Below are 17,407 nucleotides of genomic sequence, written 5' to 3' on the forward strand. Positions count from 1 at the left end.
GGAAGTGGCGGGATCGTCATTCTTCCGGCTTTATGTTGATTTTTCATTTTCTATTTTCTCTTCACGCAAATTGTAAAAAGAGCCCATCCTTCGCTTAACGCGTCAGGTGGGTTCTTCGACAATCTGAGCCCGCGGGCAATCTTGCCCACGGGCCTTTGCCTTGTCAATGATTCGCCAACCTGTAAATCCGGTACACGTCCTCTCGGTCCAATTCACGGAAATGTCCTATTTTTCTCTCGCCGCGGAACACACAGCGGTCGGCAAGCTCGCGCAGCGTCTCTTCGCTCTGCACCCCGATGCCGAGGCTGGAAAAATCGACGGGCATATCCAGGGATTTAAAATAGGCAACCGTTTTTTTGATTCCTTTCAGCGCCGCCTCTTCGGTCCCCTCTCCGCCGCTCACGCCCCAGACATTGCGTGCATACCGGGCAAAGCGCTCCGGCTTGGTTTCATAGCAGTATTTCGCCCACGACCCCCAGACTGCGGAAAGGCTTGCGCCGTGCGCCGCGTCAAACATCGCGCTGAGCTCGTGCCCCAGCTGGTGCGTCGCGAAATCCGTCAGGGCGCCAAGGCCGGTCAGGCCGTTGTGGGAAACGCTGCCCGCCCACATCAGTTCGCTCATCGCCTGATACCCGTCGGGCTTTTCCAAAGCCTTCGGGCCGTTGCGGATCACCACGCGCAGCAGCGCCTCCGCAAGCTCATCCGTCAGCTCGTTCCCCTCCGTCGGGGTAAAATAGCGGTCCAGCGTGTGCATCATAATATCGACAGCGCCGCAGGCAATCTGATATTTCGGAAGCGTAAACGTCAGCTCCGGATCAAGAAACGCAAAGCGGGGGCGGTTGTAAGCCGTACTCAGTCCGCGCTTCTCGCCGGTTTCCTGATTGGTCAGCACGGCGGAATCACTTGTCTCGCTTCCCGCCGCGGAAATCGTCAGAATCACGCCGACGGGCAGGCTTCCTTTCGGTTCCGCCTTTCTCAGCCAGAAATCCCAGAGCCGGGTTTCGGGGTGAGCGGCGCCGAGGGCAATCGCCTTCGCCGTGTCAATCACGCTCCCTCCGCCAACCGCAAGGAGAAAATCCGCCCCGTATTCCAGCGCCAGCTTCACGCCCTGCTCCGCCAGATCCAGACGCGGATTCGGCTTCACGCCGCCAATGCACCGGTACTGCAGTCCGCCTTCTTCCAGCGTGCGGCAAACTCTGGAAAGCAGTCCGCTCTTTTCCGCACTGTGTCCCCCGTAAACCAGAAGCACCTTACTGCCGCCGAACGCGCGGATTTCAGCCGCCGCATCCCGCTCGCTGCCGCCCCCGAACACTACTTTGGTCGGTGAATAATAAGTAAAACCGTTCATGTCTGTCTCCTTTCCGTGATCCGGATTCCGGTTCATCTTAGTTAGTATAACACCTTTTCCGCCGCCTGATAAGCCAGACAAAAAGAAAAGGCCCTCTGTCCGCAGACAGAGGGCCGCATGCTTTTATTCTGATTCGAGCCCGCACAGCTCGCAGGCAACCTTCGCGCCCAGCGCCGCGTTGTTGTAAACCAGTTTAATGTTGGCTTCCAGGCTTTTTCCGCCCGTGATTTTCTGGATTTTGTCCAGCAGGTACGGGGTGATCTCCTTCCCCGTGATTCCCAGCCGTTTGGCTTCTGCGCAGGCTTCGTCAATCGAACGGTTAATATAGTCCGGATCCATGGCGTATTCCTCCGGAATCGGGTTAGTCACCAGCAGGCCGCCGCCCAGATTCAAATCCTGTTTTGCGCGGTAAATACGGGCCAGTTCGTTCGGCGTATCCACACGGTAATCCACATGAAAGCCGCTCGTGCGGGTGAAGAATGCCGGAAGCTCCTCCGTCTGATACCCTAAAACGGAAACGCCCTTGGTTTCCAGATACTCCAGCGTCAAGCCAAGGTCGAGAATCGATTTTGCTCCCGCGCAGACAACCATTACCGGGGTTTCGGCCAATTCTTCCAGATCGGCGGAAATATCCATCGTAACTTCCGCTCCGCGGTGAACCCCGCCGATTCCGCCGGTCGCGAAGACCGGGATACCGGCCAGAGCCGCAATAATCATGGTAGCGGCGACGGTCGTCGCCCCGTCCTCCCCGCGGGCCGCCAGGACCGGCAGGTCCCTGCGGCTCGCCTTGGTAACCGCAAGGCCCTTTTTGCCGAGGTAGGTGATCTCTTCCTCTGTCAGACCCGCGCGAAGCCTGCCGCCGATTACCGCAATCGTCGCGGGAACCGCACCGTTGTCGCGGATGATTTTTTCCACGTTCATCGCCGTTTCCACGTTCTTCGGGTACGGCATTCCGTGGGAAATGATGGTGGATTCCAGCGCCACAACCGGTTTTCCGTTTGCAAGCGCCTCTTTGACTTCCGGCGATACGGTCAGATATTTTTCAAGTGATTTCATGTTACTAATCTCCTTTTCTTTCAGTCATACAGTCATAATTCGGAATGGTACTTACAGCCGGTATTCTTCGACGCGTTCAGCCGGTTCAGGAGGGATTCCCGATTCAGCTTCGGACTGACGGTCTGCGGGCTTTCAATGCAGACGGAGGCGGCGGCCAGACCGGCTTCAGCGCATTCGCGCAGTGAAAGCCCCTGAATCCAGCCCCATGCCACGGCGGCAAGGAAGCTGTCGCCGACGCCCGTCGCGTTGACCGCAGACGACGGAAAGCACGGCAGCCGAAAGCTCTCGCTGTGGTCCGCACAGTAAACGCCCCGGGTTCCCAGCGAAAGGAATACGCGCTCGAGGCCCGTCTCCAGCAGGATCTCCGCGGCCTGTTCCAAGGAACGGTCATCCTTGATTTTCACGCCGCTGAGCAGCTCCGCCTCCAGCAGGTTCGGCTTGAGCGTGTGCAGATGCCCGAGCAGCCCGGAAATCTTGCCGGCCTTCGCGACGGACACAGGGTCGCAGAACAGCGGACAGTGAATATTTTCCGCCAGATAGCGCACCGTTTCCGCCGTCAGGTTGGTGTCCAGAATACACAGTGCCGCGTTCTCAATCAGATCCGCCTTTGTCTTTAAATATTCAGGCGTGAGCTTCTCATAAATTTCCATGTCGTTAACGGCCAGCTCCATATCCCCCGCATCATCCGTGAGATAAAGGTAAGTGGAGGTCGCCCCGCCCGGAACAGTCAGGGATTCCGAAAGGTCAAGCCCCGCCTTACGGCATCCGTCCGCAAGCTGCGCCGCGTACGCGTCGTCCCCCAGCGCGGTGATAAACTTTACTCCAACGCCCAGCTGCGCCAGATTGACGGCGATATTCCTGCCCACCCCGCCGGACGAAAGGGTTACGCGCCCCGGGTTGGAGTCTTTGGGGATCAGCGCCCGGAACGGCTTGCCGCCGATGTCGATATTTGCCCCGCCGACAACAACGGCATAGGGGTCCCGCTGCAAAATGTAGCCCTTGCCGCGGATTAATCCCTTTTTCATCAGGTTGGAGATGTGAACCGCGACGGAGGAACGGGTAATTCCCGCTTTTTCCGCCAGCTCCTGCTGCGAAATCAGCGGATTGTTTTCAATCCAGTGCAGAATCTGCCGTTCCCGCTGTGTAATCATTCATTCTACCCCCAACAAATGTTTATATATGTAATCTTTTGTTTACAAGTTCATCTTATCAGGAAGCAGACGAAAAGTCAAGATCCCGATTGAATTTTCTAAAACAGGACAGAAGTCCTTTTATTATGTTCCCGGTTTGATATAATAAAACCAGAAGGAAATTATATTTAAAGGAAAGGGGGCACCGGTATGAATCTTTTCGAAGCCCTCGGGTCGGAGGGCAAAGCGCTGCGGGAAAAACTGGAACCGATGATGAAATCCTTTCCTTGCGGGGCTTCTGTTCTTCCTCTTTCGCTGGCCCCCGGAGAAGCGTTGATCCGCGAGGGGGATGCCTGCGAGCGGGTTTATCTGCTGCTGAGCGGCCGTGTTTCCGTCATCATCAGCCGGCCCCGTCTTTCCAGCTATACGGTCACGGAATTCAGACCTTTTGAGTTTTTCGGGGAATACGAGCTTCTGGCAGGGAAAAACCAGTATCTGGCCGAAGTCAGAGCCGTCTCCCCCTGCCGCCTTCTCTCCTTTTCGGCGGGAACCTATTTGCAGTGGATGAAAAGCAACCCCGAATTTTTTTCCGAACGGGTCCGCAGCATTGTGGGCGCACTGTTGGATCAGGCGGTTAACGAAAGAACCCGCCATTTTCTGGACGCGCCCGGTAGGGTCATGCAGGTGCTTCTGCGCGCTTATGAAGCGTGCCGGGAACCGCAGGAAAGCGTCAGGCTGACTGTGACCCGCGCGGAAATCGCGGAGCGGACCGGGTGCAGCGTTCGCACCGTCAACCGGGTAATCCGCAGCCTTGCGCAGGCAAAGCTGGTGGACGTGACCCACGGCAAGATCAGACTGGACGCCGTGCAGCGGCAGGCGCTTCTGCGTGAATTCGATCTTCGCCTTCAATAGGTTTGTGAAAAGTTTTATCAATAAAAATGTGACAGAATGGAGGAAACGCAATGTTTGACCGGGAAGGCACCTACCAAACACTGACATCCCGCGAACTGACCCATGAGCAGAAGCTGATGGGTCTGGCAAAGTGCGCGGAAAACGCGCTGGAGGTTCTGAAGATTCCCCCGCGCACAAAGCACTATTTTGAATCCGGGGCAATCAACGACCTGTTTGAGGGTGGCGCACCGTACCGCCCGCGTTATATTCTGCCCGACTACGACCGGTTTGTGCGGCAGGGAAGCGGATTTTTGAAGCTTGACCCGCCGAAGACGCTGGACGAGCTGCTGTTTTCGCTGATGATTCTTTACCGTCATGTTCCGTCCATTACCAATTTTCCAGTCTACCTCGGCAGCGTCGACAAACTGATCGACCCGTTCCTGGACGGTCACACCGACGCGGAAATCTGTGAAAAACTGCGCCTGTTTCTGACCTATCTGGACCGGACGATTACCGATTCCTTCTGCCACGCGAATCTGGGGCCGGACGAAACGCGCGCCGGCCGCCTGATTTTAAAGGTGGAGCGGGAAATTCAGAACACGGTCCCCAACCTGACGATAAAATACGACCCTGCCGTAACGCCGGATTCCTTTATGGAAGAGGTCATCAACTGCTCTTTGGCCTGTTCCAATCCGGCCGTCTGCAACGATCCGGCGAACCGCGCGCCGTTCGGCGAACGCTACGGCGTGGCAAGCTGCTACAACATTCTGCCGGTCTGCGGCGGAGCGTACACGCTCACCCGCGTCACGCTGACCGAGCTGGTCAAGGAAGCGGAAAGCGAAGAACATTTTCTGAACACACTGCTTCCGGAATGCCTCGGTCTGATCGCGGACTACATGAACGAGCGCATCCGGTTCATTGTGGAGCAGTCCGGGTTCTTTGAGTCGAATTTCCTTGTGAAAGAAGGACTGATTTCCAAAGACCGCTTTCTGCCGATGTTCGGCGTAACCGGGATGGCGGAATGTGTCAACACGCTGATGAAGGAAAAAGGCAGGATTTACGGACGCGACAAAGAAGCCGACGACCTCGGTCAAAGAATTATGGACCGGATTCAGGAGCTTGTAAACGGTTACGAAGCGGCTTACTCCCCGCTGACCGGCGGAAAATTTCTGCTTCACGCGCAGGTCGGGCTGGACAGCGACCTCGGTATCACCTCCGGCGTGCGCATCGCCATCGGCGACGAGCCGGACTCCTTCTCCGACCACCTGCGCCATTGCGCGCGGTTCCACCGCTATTTTCCGGCCGGCGTCGGCGACATCTTCCCGATCGCGGGCAATGTTGAACAGAACCCCGCCGCGCTTCTCGACGTTGTGAAAGGCGCGTTCTCCCTCGGCGTGCAGTATATGAGCTTCTATTCCGCCGACACCGATCTGGTGCGCATCACCGGGTACCTGGTCAAGCGCAGCGAAATGGAAAAATACCGCAAACATCAGCCCGTGCTGCAAAACACCACCCAGCTTGGTTCGGCGAGCTACGCGACGAACCATCTGGAAAAGCGAAAGGTGCGCATGGGATGACGAAAGCCCCCGTTAACAAAATCATTCCATTCAGCACGGTGGACGGCCCCGGCAGCCGAACCTCCGTTTTTCTGCAGGGCTGCAATCTTGCGTGCGGCTACTGCCACAACCCCGAAACACAGCGGCTCTGCAATTCCTGCGGTGCCTGTGTATCCAAGTGCCCTGCGGGAGCGCTTTCCCTGCGGGACAACCGTGTTTTCTGGGACAATGCAAACTGTGTTTCCTGTGACACCTGCATCGCCGTCTGCCCAAACCGCGCTTCGCCGAAGGTCCGTGAAATGGACGCGCGGCAGGTCATGGCGGAAGTGGAAAAAAACATTCCGTTCATCCGCGGCGTCACGGTTTCCGGCGGGGAATGCTCCCTGTACCCGCAGTTCCTAACTGAGTTTTTTACACTGGCAAGGCCGCGCGGCCTTTCCTGCCTTCTGGACAGCAACGGAACCGTTTCGTTCTCCGCTTTTCCCGAACTGATGAAACTCTGCGACGGCGTGATGCTGGACGTGAAAGCCTGGTCGGCTCAGACTTTTCAAAGCCTGACGGGCGGCGACAACGCGGTCGTAAAGGAAAACCTTCGCCATCTTTCGGCGATTGGAAAACTGGAGGAGGTCCGCATTGTCTGCCTGGACGAAAAGGTTGACGCCGAAGCGGCGATTCGCGGAATCGCGCAAACATTGGGTTCCGAATCGCCGGGCGCCCGCCTTGTTTTGATCTCTTTCCGGCCGTTTGGCGTAAAAGGGGATTTTTCCTCTCTCCTCTCCCCCTCCTCACAGCGAATGCGGGAATTGCGCGAACTGGCCGCCGCTGCGGGTTTTCGCCGGATCATTGTCAAATAAGGAACAAAAATTATTTTACAAAATTCATAAAAATATTGACAAGGTCTTTTCAATGCTGTACAATATGTTCATGAAACCGATTTCAAACAGCAAATAAGAAAGTCCTGGTGGTTTTTTTGGCCCATATCAGTGACGTCGCCAGATTAGCTGGAGTTTCCTCGGCCACCGTATCGCGCGTGATCAACGGGACGGCGAAGGTTTCCAAAGAAAAAGAACGGCGAGTGCGGAAAGCTATTGCTGAAACGGGTTTCAATCCAAATGAGATTGCCCGTTCCCTTTACAAAAAATCTTCCCGCATGATCGGGTATATCGTTCCGAGCATTCTCAACATCTTCCTGAGTGAAATCGGCCGCGCGATTGAAGATGAGGCCTTCCGCAACGGTTACAAGGTCATCCTCTGCAACACCGACCAGAATCCGGAAAAGGAAGTCGCCTATATTAAAATGCTGTCCTCCATGAACGCCGACGGCATCATCATCACGGCAAACAACGAGCATCTTGACGAGGAACTGGAATCCTGCCGTCTGCCGATCGTTGTTCTGGATAAAAGCGCCGGGGCGCGCTATAGCGCCTCCGTTCAGTCGGACAGCCACGAAGGCGGTAAAATTTCCACCGAACACCTGATTCGCTGCGGATGCCGAAAAATCGTCCTGATGCGCGGCCCTCAGCAGTATACCAGCAGTCAGCAGCGGTTTCTCGGGTATGTGGACGCCTGCAACGAACACGGCATCCAGCCGCTGTTCGTCGAAAGCGGATTCGACTACCGGGAGGGACGGGACGGCGCGCGGGAACTGTTCCGGCGTTTTCCGGACGCGGAAGGAATCCTCGCCGTCAGCGATATGGCCGCGCTGTCTCTTTACCGGCTTCTGCACGAACAGGGCCGCAGCGTGCCGGACGACGTCATGATCGTCGGCTACGACGGGGTGGAACTCAGCGAACTGATGACGCCCGCACTGACCACCGTGGCGCAGCCGATCGAGGCAATCGGGCGTCGGGCGGTCGGTTTGATTCTGGAACAGGTGGAAAAAGGAAAAATTGAACAGCGGGAAATCATTTTTCCCGTTTCGCTGAAAATACGTGAGACAACCAAACAAATCTGATAAAAGGAAGCGGATTATGGGAAAACGAATCTTTTTAATCGTACTGGACAGCGTCGGCATCGGGGCTGAACCGGACGCGGCGGAATACGAGGACGAGGGCAGCAACACGCTTGCCGCCTGCGCCACCATTGAAAACTTCTCCATGCCGAATATGCAAAAGCTGGGGCTTTTCAATATTGACGGCGTAACCTGCCGCCCAGGCGAGCCGGAACCTCAGGCCGCGTTCGCGCGCCTGAGGGAAGTATCGAAGGGAAAGGATACGACCATCGGGCATTGGGAAATCGCGGGAATCAACTCCCCGAAGCCGCTGCCGACTTACCCGAATGGTTTCCCGCCGGAGGTGATTCGGGAATTTGAGGAAAAAACCGGCCGCCGCGTTCTTTGCAACAAACCGTATTCCGGAACCGACGTTATCCGCGACTACGGAAAAGAGCATGTGGAAACCGGCGCACTGATCGTTTACACCTCGGCGGACAGCGTGTTCCAGATTGCAGCGCACGAATCGGTCGTTCCGCTTGAGGAACTGTACCGCGACTGCCGCATCGCCCGCGGAATCCTCACGGGAAAGCACGGGGTCGGCCGCGTGATTGCCCGGCCGTTTGTAGGTGAATCTCCCAACTTCACGCGCACCTCGAACCGGCACGACTTTTCAATTCAGCCGCCGAAGGTCACCATGCTCGACCAGCTCTCGGAAAACGGGCTCAGTGTCATCGCGGTCGGCAAAATCAACGATATTTTTGCAGGGAAGGGTATCGGCGAGGCGATTCGTACAAAAGATAACCCGGACGGCATTGAGCGAACCATCGAGCTGACCGGTCGTGATTTTGATGGCCTGTGCTTTGTCAATCTGGTGGATTTCGACATGTTGTACGGTCACCGCAACGACGTGGAAGGCTATGCGAAAGCTCTGTCGTATTTCGACCGAAAGCTGCCTGAAATCATCAAAGGGCTTCGCCCGGACGATCTTCTGATGATTACCGCCGACCACGGCTGCGACCCCAGCACCCCAAGCACCGACCACTCGCGGGAATACATTCCCTGGGTTGTTTACGGGAATGCGGTTGACCGGGGGGCGAATCTGGGCACGCTGCCGACTTTTGCGGACATCGGCGCGACCATACTCGACTATTTCGGAATTGCTTCCAAGATCACAGGTTGTTCCAGGCTGGATCAAATCATAAAATAACCTGCTCTTCACCGCATTTACTTTTTGGGGCACACGCTCCGCGAAAACAGGAGGTAAACAATGCCAAACGTACCAACGCCGCACAACGGCGCAAAAGACGGAGAAATCGCAAAAACGGTTTTGATGCCCGGAGATCCTCTCCGCGCGAAGTACATCGCGGAAAAATACCTGAAAAACGCAGTCTGCTTTAACACCGTGCGCAATATGCTCGGGTTCACCGGAACTTATCAGGGCAAGCCGGTTTCCGTCATGGGCGGCGGAATGGGGATGCCGTCCGTCGGAATTTACACCTATGAGCTTTTCAACTTCTACGGGGTCGACAACATTATCCGTGTCGGTTCCGCCGGAGGGATCGCGGACGGGGTTCACGTCAAGGACGTCGTTGCTGCGGTCGGGGCCTGCACCGATTCCAATTATGCCGCCCAGTACCGTCTGCCGGGCACGTTCGCACCCACCGCGGATTACGGCCTTTTGTCCCGCGCGGTTGAAAACGCGAAAGAACTCGGCATTTCCTCAAAGGTAGGGAACGTGCTTTCCAGTGACTCATTTTACAGCGATCAGGAAGACGCTCTGAAATTATGGAGAAAAATGGGCGTTCTCGCGGTCGAAATGGAAGCCGCCGCCCTTTATATGAATGCTGCGAGAGCGGGAAAGCACGCGCTTTGCCTTCTTACCATCTCCGACTGCCCGTTTACCGGCGAATCCCTGTCCGCCGAAGAGCGCGAAACAGGCTTTACCCAAATGATGGAGCTGGCTCTTTCTCTGGCTTAATTTCTAAGGTTTTTTACAGTTTTTTTCTAAAAAAATTAAGGATTTTTCAATGGAATCAGTCAAAGTCTTGTTTTATGCCGATAAAAAGTGTAATATCACTAATTGTGGTATTTCATATCAAAACTTTAGGAGGAAATCAAATGAAAAAGTTGGCAGCGTTCCTGCTCGCAGCCCTCATGGCTGTCTCTGCAACGGCCTGCAGTTCGGGGACGGGATCGTCCAGTGAAGCGTCCAGCAAAGCATCCAGTCAGGCGGCCTCCGCAGCGGGTAGCTCATCCGCAGCCGCGACAAACTACAAGATTCTGATGGTAACGGACACCGGCGGGGTGAACGACCAGTCTTTCAACCAGCTTTCCTGGGAAGGCCTGCAGCAGCTCGAGAAGGATGTGCCGGGCGTTAAGGCAAATTATTCCGAATCCAAACAGGAGTCCGACTACGCCACCAACCTTGACAAAGCCGCCGACGACGGCAACCAGCTGATCTGGGGCGTCGGCTATGCAATGGCGGACGCGCTGCAGAACGCGGCAAAACAGAATCCGGACATCGGCTACGCCATTATCGACAACGCCTATGAAACCGTGCCGAGCAATGTCACCTGCGTGGTATTCCGTGCACAGGAGCCGTCCTTTCTTGTCGGCTATATCGCGGGCAAAACCACAAAGACCAACAAGGTCGGCTTTGTCGGCGGACAGAAAAGCGACGTCATTGATCAGTTTGAGTACGGTTACAAAGCCGGTGTTGCTTACGCCGCAAAAGAACTCAACAAGAAGATCGACGTAGTTTCGCAGTACGCCGAAAGCTTCGTCGATTCCGCAAAGGGCAAGGCGATCGCGAAATCCATGTACTCCGGCGGGTGCGACATTGTCTTCCACGCGGCCGGCAACGTAGGCGTCGGCGTCATCGAAGCGGCGAAGGAAGCAAACAAATACGCCATCGGCGTGGATAAGGATCAGGCTTTCCTTGCTCCCAATAACGTTCTGACTTCCGCCATGAAGCGCGTTGACAAAGCGGTTGAGCAGGTCTCCAAAGACGCGGTCGACGGCAAGGAAATCGGCGGCAAAACTTACAGCCTGGGCCTGACGGAAGACGGCGTAGGCATTCCGGAAGAGCATAAGCTGATGGGCGACGACACCTATAAAGCGGCAATGGCTCTGGAGCAGAAAATCAAGGATAAAGAGATTGTTCCTCCGGCCAGCAAAGACGACTACGACGCGTTTATTAAAGCACTGAAATAATTTCATAAACCCGGTTATCCTTTCCTTTTGGGCGGGGCGTTCCTTTGGGCGCCCCGTTCCTTGTGGGAGGAAGAATGGAAAGCAAGGGGGATCTGCCATGGAAGTCAGCACGGAATACGCGGTGCAGATGCACGGTATCACCAAACTGTTCGGCTCCTTTTGTGCCCTTGATCATGTGGATCTGAACGTAAAAAAAGGTTCCATCCACGCTGTTTTGGGGGAAAACGGCGCCGGAAAAAGCACGCTGATGAACATCCTGTACGGCCTGTACCAGGCCGACTCGGGCGAAATCTATATCAATGGCAAGAAAACAGAGATTAAAAATCCAAATACGGCAATCGAGCACGGAATCGGCATGGTCCACCAGCACTTTATGCTGGTCGACAATTTTACCGTAACACAGAATATTATCCTCGGTAACGAGGTTACCGGCAAATTCGGAATCATAGATACGAAAAAAGCGCGCGAAGATATCCTCGGAATCGTTAAAAAATACGGTCTGGAGGTTGACCCGGACGCCAAAATCGAAGATATTTCCGTCGGGATGCAGCAGCGCGTCGAAATTCTGAAGGCACTCTACCGCGGGGCGGACCTTCTCATCCTGGACGAACCGACCGCGGTGCTGACGCCGCAGGAGATTGAGGAACTGATCGAAATCATGCGCAGCCTGATCAGCGACGGAAAAACCATCATCATCATTACGCACAAGCTCAAGGAAATCAAAGCATCCTCGGACGTATGCACCATCATCCGGCGCGGGCAGTATATCGACACGGTGCCGGTCGCGGATGTGGACGAGGAACAGCTGGCTACCATGATGGTCGGGCACGCGGTGAAGCTGGTCGTCGAAAAAGAGCCGGCAAAACCGGGCGACGTGATCTTTGAAATTGAAAACCTGACCGTCAAAAACGAACGCGGGCTGGAAGCCGTTCGAAACCTTTCCCTGAAAATCCGGCGCGGCGAAATTCTGGGGATCGCGGGGATCGACGGCAACGGCCAGAAAGAACTGGTGGAAGCCATCACATGCCTGACGCGCGCGCAGAGCGGCACGATCAAGATCAACGGCGTTGAAATTCAGAACACCACGCCGCGCAACGTGATCGACCACAAGGTCTCCACCATCCACGAAGACCGGCAGAGACGCGGTCTGGTGCTCCCCTTTACGGTCGCGGAAAACGCGGTGATCGAAAAATACCGAACCCCCGAATTCACCCGCCGCGGAATGATCGACCGCTCCAGAATGACCGGTTTTGCCCGGAAGCTGATCGAGGATTACGACATCCGGCCCGCAGGCTGTGAAAGCCAGCCGGTGCGCGGACTTTCCGGAGGCAACCAGCAAAAGGTCATCATCGCGCGCGAAATTTCGAACGAACCGGAGCTTCTCATCGCGGTGCAGCCGACGCGCGGGCTTGACGTCGGCGCGGTCGAATACGTGCATAAGATGCTGGTTCGCGAACGCGACGCGGGCAGGGCCGTTCTGCTGATTTCGCTGGAACTGGACGAAGTCATGAACGTCGCCGACACGATCGGCGTGATCTACGCGGGAAGCATCGTCGCTTCGTTCCCGCAGGGACAGGTTGACGAAAATACCATCGGACTTTTAATGGCGGGAGGCAAGCCGAATGAAACTGGCAGCGAAAATACTTAAAAAACCGATCGCCTCGACTCTGATTGCCGTTTTATTCGGGTTTATCGTAGCCGCGGTCGTGCTTGTTGCCGCGGGCTACAATCCCGGGCAATCCTTCGGCGCTCTGTTTCACGGAATCTTTGCAAGGCCCAAATACATTTCCAATGTCATTATCAAGGCGACGCCGATTATTCTGACCGGCCTGAGCGTTGCCTTCGCTTTCCAGACCGGCCTGTTCAACATCGGGGCGGAAGGTCAGTACATCGCGGGAGCCGTCGCGGCTGTTTTAGTCGGGGTCAAGCTGGACCTCCCCCCCGTCCTTCAGATTCCCGTGGTTGTTATGGCGGGCGTGCTGGGCGGCACGCTGTTCGGCTGGATCGTGGGGTACCTGAAGGCGAGATTCGGCATTCATGAGGTTATCACCAGCATCATGCTGAACTGGATCGGACTGTATCTGTCCAATTTTGTCGTTGCCTCCGCCTCCTACCACATGCCGAACTCCACCAGCACCTATCCGGTCAATCCCTCCAGCTACACCATGCTTCTGCCCGACTGGAAAACCTCCAAGGCGGGGATGGCGGCGTTAAAGCCGCACAAGTGGCTGTACGAGATCATGCTGAAAACCGACGTGAATTTCGGGTTTCTCATTGCGGTGCTGATGGCCGCGTTCATCTGGTACCTGCTGTACCGCTCGGCAAAGGGCTATGAGCTGCGCGCCGTCGGATTCAACCGCGACGCCGCGGAATTCGCGGGCATCAATGTGAACAAAAACATCACCGACGCGATGGTCATCGCGGGCGCCCTGGCCGGCCTGGCGGGAGCCCTTGCCATCACCGGGACCGCGCCGCATAAGATTTCCACTCTGGCGGCGTTTGAAAACAACGGCTTTAACGGGCTCTCCGTGGCGCTGATCGCGGGCTCATCCCCCATCGGCTGTATTTTCGCCGGGCTGCTGTTCGGCGGACTGCTCTACGGCGGGCAGAGCGTCCAGCAGGATGTCGGCGCCCCAACCGAAATCATCAACATTATGATCGGCACGATTGTATTTTTCGTCGCGCTGACAAAGATCGTTCCCGTGCTTGCGGAAAAGCTGGAAAAGAGAGGTGCCGGCCATGTTCAGTAAGCTTCTTTTACTCATCGGTATCACCATGATGTACTCCACCCCGCTGGTTTTCGGCGCGCTTGGCGGCGTTGTATCGGAGCGCTCGGGCGTCGTCAACATCGGGATTGAGGGCATGATGACCATGGGCGCGTTTACCGGCGCCTCCGTCAGTTACTTTACCGGCAACCCGTGGCTGGGTTTCCTTGCGGCGGGCGTCGCCGGGGGACTTGTCGCCCTGCTGCACGCGATCGCCTCGGTGACCTTCAACGCGGACCAGACGATTTCCGGCATCGCGATCAATCTGATCGGCCCGGGCTTCGCGCTGTTCTTCTGCCGTCTTCTGTTTAAGGACGCCACCATGACCCCGCCGGTTGCCACGCTGCCCAGACTGTTTGGGGAGGACGCCTTCGCCGGAACCCCGGCGGCAAACCTGAACGTCGACGTGACGGTGGTGCTCGGCCTGATTGCCACGGTGTTTATCTGGTTCTTCCTGTATAAAACCAAATGGGGCCTGCGCATTCGCTCCGTCGGCGAGCACCCCGCAGCCTCCGACACGCTCGGCATCAACGTCGGCCGCACGCGTTATTCCTGCGTTCTGGCCTCCGGCGTGCTTTCCGGATTCGGCGGCGCTTCGATGACGCTCGCGATCATCTCCCAATTCAACCCGACCGCGATCAGCGGCCAGGGGTTCATCGCGCTGGCCGCCGTTATTTTCGGCAAATGGACTCCTTACGGGGCCTATGGGGCCTGCCTGCTGTTCGGTCTGGCACAGGCTTTGACCGTGGTTCTCGGCGGCAGCGACAGCGGCGTGACGATTCCGAGCCAGATTCTTGCCATGCTGCCCTATATTCTCACCATTGTGGTGCTGATTCTGTTCGTCGGGCGCTCCGTCGCGCCGAAAGCGGACGGCCTGCCCTATGAAAAGGGACAGAGATAAAAACGGGAGGATAACAATGGATCTTCAGAAAATGCTGAGCGCAGTGGACCATACCCTGCTGACCCAGACCGCGACGTGGGACGAAATCCGGGTCATCTGTGACGACGCCGTCAAATATCGGACCGCCTCCGTCTGCATCCCCGCGTCTTACGTCAAACGCGCAAAAGAATACCTTGGGGACAAAATGGCCGTCTGCACGGTCATCGGATTCCCGAACGGGTACTCTACCTCCGCAGTAAAAGCACTGGAAGCAAAGGACGCCATCCAAAACGGCGCGGATGAAATCGATATGGTCATCAATATCGGCTGGATCAAAGACGGATTGTATGACCAAGAGCTCGATGAAATCCGGAAGCTCAAGGCGGTCTGCGGCGAGCGGATCCTCAAGGTGATCGTCGAGACCTGCCTGCTGACCCGGGAGGAAAAAATCCGTATGTGTGAAATCGTGACCGAGTCCGGCGCGGATTTCATCAAGACTTCCACAGGATTTTCCACGGCCGGCGCGACGTTTGAGGACGTCGCCCTGTTTCGCGGGCACGTCGGCCCGAACATCAGGATTAAGGCGGCCGGCGGCATCAAAACGCTGGATGACGCGGAGCGTTTTCTTTCCCTGGGCGCTTCCCGCCTGGGAACCAGCCGCATCATCAAGCTGATCAAGAATGAGGAAGCTCACGGTTATTGACCGTATAAAAAACCGCAAACCGCTCACAGGACATGATCTGCGGTTTTAACCGGGCCGGCGGGTCTTCCCGCCGCCCGGATTTTTTTGGCACGGGGCGCTTTCGCTCCGTGGGGGAGGAGTTTTTATGGACGAAAAAGAACTGGCCGCGGCAGCAATCGAAGCGCGTAAAATGGCTTATACGCCGTATTCCGGCTTTCAGGTCGGCGCGGCGCTTCTTACGAAAAGCGGAAGGGTCTATCAGGGGTGCAATATCGAAAACGCCGCTTACACCCCCTCCAACTGCGCGGAACGGACCGCGTTTTTCAAAGCGGTGAGCGAGGGCGAGCGCGAATTCGCAGCCATTGCGATTGTCGGCGGAAAAGCGGGACAGGACATTACCGATTTCTGCCCGCCCTGCGGCGTCTGCCGTCAGGTCATGATGGAATTCTGCGACCCGGACGAATTTAAAGTGATCCTCGCAAAATCGCCGGAAGAAAGAAAAACGCTTTCCCTGCACGAGCTGCTTCCGCTTGGATTCAGCGGCAGGAATCTGGAAGAAGGAGGAAAATCCCTGTGAGAATGTACGATATTATCTCGAAAAAACGCAGCGGCGGAGAGCTGTCGCAGGAGGAAATTCAATTTTTCATCGACGGGTACGTCGGGGGTGATATTCCGGACTATCAGGCCTCCGCGCTGATGATGGCGATTTATTTTCAGGGCATGACGGAGCGGGAAACGGCGAACCTGACCATGAGCATGGCGCGATCCGGCGAAATGGTCGACCTCTCCTCCATCGACGGGGTCAAGGTTGATAAGCACAGCACGGGCGGGGTCGGCGACAAAACGACCCTGATCATCGCTCCGATTGTGGCTTCGCTCGGGGTCCGCGTCGCAAAAATGAGCGGACGCGGCCTGGGGCACACCGGCGGCACGGTGGACAAAATGGAGTCCATCCCCGGCATGAAAACCGCCCTGGACCGCGAGACCTTCTTCGATATCGTGCGAAAAGTCGGCGTCAGCGTCATCGGGCAGTCCGGGAATCTGGTTCCGGCAGACAAAAAGCTGTACGCGCTGCGGGATGTGACCGCGACTATCGAGAGCATTCCGCTGATTGCGTCGAGCATCATGAGCAAAAAAATCGCGGCGGGCTCCGACTGCATCCTGCTGGACGTAAAAACCGGCAGCGGCGCATTCATGAAAACAGTTGACGACTCCGTGCGCCTCGCGGAAGCGATGGTTTCCATCGGCGAGCACGTCGGCCGCCGAACCGTCGCGCTGATAACGGATATGGACCGCCCGCTCGGCAACGCGATCGGCAACAGTCTGGAAATCTGCGAGGTCTGCGAGACACTGAGGGGACGCGGCCCGAAGGACCTGACCGCCATCTGCATCGAGCTCGCGGCGAACATGCTGTATCTGGCCGGGCACGGCAGCGTCGAGGAATGCCGCGCCCTTGCGAAGGGGCAAATCGAAAACGGCGGGGCGTTTCAAAAGCTGCGCGAAATGGTCGCGGCGCAGGGCGGGGACGTTTCCGTACTGGACGACAATTCAAAGTTTACACAGGCGGCTGTCCGGCACGAAATTCCCGCGCGGAAGGACGGGTTTCTCCACGCGATGAACACGGAGGAATGCGGCATCGCTTCCGTCGAGCTCGGCGCGGGGCGGGAAAAGAAAGAGGACCCCATCGATTTCAGCGCCGGAATCGTGCTGCATAAAAAGGTCGGCGACCGGGTAGCCGCCGGCGAATCGCTCGCGACATTTTTCACCTCTTCGCAGGAAAAATGCGACGAGGCCGAAAAACTGTTCCGGGCCGCCGTGCAGATCGGCGCGGAGCCGCCCGCGCAAATTCCGCTGGTGCACGCCCGCGTGACAAAAGACGGAGTGGAGTATTCCGTCCCCAAGGGTTAATCCGCTTTCGCAGATCAAAAAGCCGCCGCAAAGTTTAACTTGCGG

Annotated in this window: 16 protein-coding genes; 13 read left to right on the plus strand and 3 right to left on the minus strand. The window is 56.6% G+C overall.

Annotated elements, in window-relative coordinates:
* Nucleotides 1-163: 163 nt before the first annotated feature.
* From ACLQ3M_RS14990 to ACLQ3M_RS15000, 3 genes are all read right to left on the minus strand, one after another.
* Complete coding sequence (locus tag ACLQ3M_RS14990; RefSeq protein WP_411678507.1) at nt 164-1,348, minus strand: iron-containing alcohol dehydrogenase; 1,185 nt, start codon at nt 1,346-1,348, stop codon at nt 164-166.
* A 123-nt stretch (nt 1,349-1,471) separates the two neighbouring features.
* Nucleotides 1,472-2,404, minus strand: coding sequence for a pseudouridine-5'-phosphate glycosidase (locus ACLQ3M_RS14995; RefSeq protein ID WP_411678508.1), 933 nt, complete (start codon nt 2,402-2,404; stop codon nt 1,472-1,474).
* Between the two features lie 32 nt (nt 2,405-2,436).
* Entirely contained in the window at nt 2,437-3,555 is a 1,119-nt protein-coding gene (locus ACLQ3M_RS15000; protein WP_411678509.1) for a PfkB family carbohydrate kinase, read from the minus strand.
* A gap of 189 nt (nt 3,556-3,744) precedes the next feature.
* On the opposite strand from ACLQ3M_RS15000, the gene ACLQ3M_RS15005 reads away from it, so the two are divergent.
* From ACLQ3M_RS15005 to ACLQ3M_RS15065, 13 genes are all read left to right on the plus strand, one after another.
* A complete protein-coding gene (locus ACLQ3M_RS15005) occupies nt 3,745-4,446 on the plus strand; it encodes a Crp/Fnr family transcriptional regulator (RefSeq protein ID WP_411678510.1) in 702 nt (233 codons plus the stop codon).
* Nucleotides 4,447-4,496: 50 nt separating this feature from the next.
* Nucleotides 4,497-6,002, plus strand: coding sequence for a YjjI family glycine radical enzyme (locus ACLQ3M_RS15010; protein ID WP_411678511.1), 1,506 nt, complete (start codon nt 4,497-4,499; stop codon nt 6,000-6,002).
* Entirely contained in the window at nt 5,999-6,835 is an 837-nt protein-coding gene (locus ACLQ3M_RS15015; RefSeq protein WP_411678513.1) for a YjjW family glycine radical enzyme activase, read from the plus strand. The genes ACLQ3M_RS15010 and ACLQ3M_RS15015 overlap by 4 nt, the downstream gene beginning before the upstream one ends.
* Before the next feature lie 107 nt (nt 6,836-6,942).
* Nucleotides 6,943-7,935, plus strand: a complete 993-nt coding sequence (locus ACLQ3M_RS15020; protein WP_411678514.1) for a LacI family DNA-binding transcriptional regulator — start codon at nt 6,943-6,945, stop codon at nt 7,933-7,935.
* 16 nt (nt 7,936-7,951) lie between these two features.
* The gene (locus tag ACLQ3M_RS15025) at nt 7,952-9,121 is read left to right on the plus strand and encodes a phosphopentomutase (RefSeq protein WP_411678515.1); all 1,170 of its coding nucleotides are present in this window, start codon (nt 7,952-7,954) and stop codon (nt 9,119-9,121) included.
* Between the two features lie 60 nt (nt 9,122-9,181).
* On the plus strand, nt 9,182-9,892 hold the full coding sequence (gene deoD, locus ACLQ3M_RS15030; RefSeq protein WP_411678516.1) for a purine-nucleoside phosphorylase: 711 nt from the start codon (nt 9,182-9,184) through the stop codon (nt 9,890-9,892).
* A 140-nt stretch (nt 9,893-10,032) separates the two neighbouring features.
* Nucleotides 10,033-11,127, plus strand: a complete 1,095-nt coding sequence (locus tag ACLQ3M_RS15035) for a BMP family ABC transporter substrate-binding protein (protein ID WP_411678517.1) — start codon at nt 10,033-10,035, stop codon at nt 11,125-11,127.
* A gap of 97 nt (nt 11,128-11,224) precedes the next feature.
* A complete protein-coding gene (locus tag ACLQ3M_RS15040; RefSeq protein ID WP_411678518.1) occupies nt 11,225-12,775 on the plus strand; it encodes an ABC transporter ATP-binding protein in 1,551 nt (516 codons plus the stop codon).
* Complete coding sequence (locus tag ACLQ3M_RS15045; protein ID WP_411678519.1) at nt 12,750-13,877, plus strand: ABC transporter permease; 1,128 nt, start codon at nt 12,750-12,752, stop codon at nt 13,875-13,877. Before ACLQ3M_RS15040 ends, ACLQ3M_RS15045 begins: the two co-directional genes overlap by 26 nt.
* Entirely contained in the window at nt 13,867-14,793 is a 927-nt protein-coding gene (locus ACLQ3M_RS15050) for an ABC transporter permease (protein ID WP_411678520.1), read from the plus strand. Before ACLQ3M_RS15045 ends, ACLQ3M_RS15050 begins: the two co-directional genes overlap by 11 nt.
* Nucleotides 14,794-14,809: 16 nt before the next feature.
* Nucleotides 14,810-15,475 (plus strand): deoxyribose-phosphate aldolase, encoded by a 666-nt coding sequence (gene deoC, locus ACLQ3M_RS15055; protein WP_411678521.1) that lies wholly within the window; start codon nt 14,810-14,812, stop codon nt 15,473-15,475.
* Between the two features lie 124 nt (nt 15,476-15,599).
* The gene (locus ACLQ3M_RS15060; RefSeq protein ID WP_411678522.1) at nt 15,600-16,031 is read left to right on the plus strand and encodes a cytidine deaminase; all 432 of its coding nucleotides are present in this window, start codon (nt 15,600-15,602) and stop codon (nt 16,029-16,031) included.
* Between the two features lie 2 nt (nt 16,032-16,033).
* Entirely contained in the window at nt 16,034-17,362 is a 1,329-nt protein-coding gene (locus ACLQ3M_RS15065) for a pyrimidine-nucleoside phosphorylase (protein WP_411678557.1), read from the plus strand.
* Nucleotides 17,363-17,407: the final 45 nt, after the last annotated feature.

It is taken from the genome of Caproicibacter sp., from assembly GCF_046707225.1.
Taxonomy (GTDB): Bacteria; Bacillota; Clostridia; order Oscillospirales; family Acutalibacteraceae; genus Caproicibacter.